We start from the raw sequence: 2,500 nt of genomic DNA on the forward strand, positions 1-2,500 counted from the left end.
TGTATTTGGATGCGGGGACAGGATTTGAACCTGTGACCTTCAGGTTATGAGCCTGACGAGCTACCGGGCTGCTCCACCCCGCGTGGGTTGGATTGGTGTGTTGTGGTCCTGGGATCCGGCTGGGTGGCCCGGCGGCGACCGACTCTCCCGCTGCTTGAGCAGCAGTACCATGGGCGCTGAGGTGTTTCACGGCCGAGTTCGGGATGGGATCGGGTGTTGCAACCTTGCGATGACCACCGGGCCACCCGGCCGGATCCTGGGATAAGGTCTGGCTGGAGGTGTTTGTGCGTGTGTGTGTGTTGCGCGGCTTGGTGCTGCGTGCGGTGTCCCTTTGTGGGGGACGGCGTTGGGATGGGGATGGGAGTTCTATCGGGCGATTAGTAACGCTCGGCTGCACGGGTTACCCCGCTTCCACCTGCGTCCTATTGACGTGCTGGTCTGGCACGGCCCTCGAGGGAGACCTCGTTTGGAGGGGGGTTTCCTGCTTAGATGCCTTCAGCAGTTATCCCGTCCGCACTTGGCTACCCAGCGATGCCACTGGCGTGACAACTGGTGCACCAGAGGTGCGTCCATCCCGGTCCTCTCGTACTAGGGACAGATCCTCGCAAGTCTCCAACACCCATGGCAGATAGGGACCGAACTGTCTCACGACGTTCTAAACCCAGCTCACGTACCGCTTTAATCGGCGAACAGCCGAACCCTTGGGACCTGCTCCAGCCCCGGGATGCGATGAGCCGACATCGAGGTGCCAAACCTCCCCGTCGATGTGGACTCTTGGGGGAGATCAGCCTGTTATCCCTAGAGTACCTTTTATCCGTTGAGCGATGGCCCTTCCACGCGGGACCACCGGATCACTAAGGCCGACTTTCGTCTCTGTTCGCGCTGTCGCGCTCACAGTCAGGCGGGCTTGTGCCTTTGCACTCAACAGCCGATGTCCGACCGGCCTGAGCCCACCATCGCGCGCCTCCGTTACACTTTGGGAGGCGACCGCCCCAGTCAAACTGCCCACCACGCAGGGTCCCGGCCCCGGCTAACGGGGCTCGGTTAGACGCCAGAAAGGCACAGGGTGGTATTTCAAGGTTGGCTCCACCAAGGCTAGCGCCCCGGCTTCAAAGCCTCCCACCTATCCTACACAGTCCCTTCCTGGCGCCACTGCGAAGTTGCAGTAAAGGTTCATAGGGTCTTTCCGTCTGACCACGGGTACCCCGCATCTTCACGGGGAATTCAATTTCGCTGAGCCGATGCTGGAGACAGTGGGGAGGTCGTTACGCCATTCGTGCAGGTCGGAACTTACCCGACAAGGAATTTCGCTACCTTAGGACCGTTATAGTTACGGCCGCCGTTTACCGGGGCTTCGGTTCGATGCTTGCACATCTCCCCTTGACCTTCCGGCACCGGGCAGGCGTCAGACCCTATACGTCATCTCTCGATTTCGCAGAGCCCTGTGTTTTTACTAAACAGTCGCCACCCCCTGGTCTGTGCCACCCCACCCTGCTTGCGCAAGGAAGGGTCTCGCTTATCCCGAAGTTACGCGAGCAATTTGCCTAGTTCCTTCAGCATCGTTCTCTCAAGCGCCTTGGTATGCTCTACCAGTCCACCTGTGTCGGTTTCGGGTACGGTCCATATGCCAGCGCTATTTCCCGAGCCGATCCAGCTGCACGCCCAATCCGATAAGGGCGTACAGAACTTCACGGCTGTCACGTCTGGCGGGCCAGGGAATGTTCACCCTGTTTCCATCGGCTACGGCTGTCGCCCTCGCCTTAGGGGCCGGCTCACCCTGCGCGGATTAGCCTTGCGCAGGAACCCTTGGACTTTCGGCGGGAGAGTTTCTCACTCTCCTTGTCGCTACTCATGTCCGCATTCGCACTTCCGATACCTCCACGGCCCCTCGCGGATACCGCTTCACAGGCTTACGGAACGCTCCGCTACCACTTGCTTGCGCAAGTCCACAGCTTCGGCAGATGGCTTGAGCCCCGGTACATTTTCGCCGCGGGACAGCTATTAGACCAGTGAGCTATTACGCTTTCTTTAAAGGATGGCTGCTTCTAAGCCAACCTCCTGGTTGTTATGGCCGTCCTACATGCTTTCCCACTTAGCCATCATTTGGGGGCCTTAGCTGGTGGTCTGGGCTGTTTCCCTCTCGACGACGGACCTTAGCACCCGCCGTCTGTCTGCCCACCTGCACTTCCCGGCATTCGGAGTTCGGTAGGGTTTGGTAGGGCTTTGGGCCCCCCTAGCCCTTCCGGTGCTCTACCTCCGGGAGTGATCGATGGACGATCTACCTCAATAGATTTCGCGGAGAACCAGCTATTTCCGAGTTTGATTGGCCTTTCACCCCTAGCCACAGCTCATCCCCGACTTTTTCAACAGGCGTGGGTTCGGCCCTCCAGTGGGTGTTACCCCACCTTCAGCCTGGCCATGGCTAGATCACTCGGTTTCGGGTCTTCTACCGGCAACTCGGCGCCCTGTTCGGACTCGCTTTCGCTGCGCCTCCACCTCT

The 2,500-nt window shown here is 59.6% G+C and carries 1 tRNA gene and 2 rRNA genes (1 of these 3 cut by a window edge); all 3 read right to left on the bottom strand.

Annotated elements, in window-relative coordinates:
- Nucleotides 1-6 precede the first annotated feature (6 nt).
- Nucleotides 7-83 (bottom strand) — tRNA-Met (locus E2C05_RS28625).
- Between the two features lie 43 nt (nucleotides 84-126).
- Nucleotides 127-241: ribosomal RNA gene (rrf, locus tag E2C05_RS28630) — 5S ribosomal RNA — on the bottom strand.
- A gap of 115 nt (nucleotides 242-356) precedes the next feature.
- A 23S ribosomal RNA gene (locus tag E2C05_RS28635) occupies nucleotides 357-2,500 on the bottom strand (it continues 590 nt past the right edge of the window).

The sequence above is a fragment of the Paracraurococcus ruber genome, assembly GCF_004353985.1.
Classification (GTDB): domain Bacteria; phylum Pseudomonadota; class Alphaproteobacteria; order Acetobacterales; family Acetobacteraceae; genus Paracraurococcus; species Paracraurococcus ruber.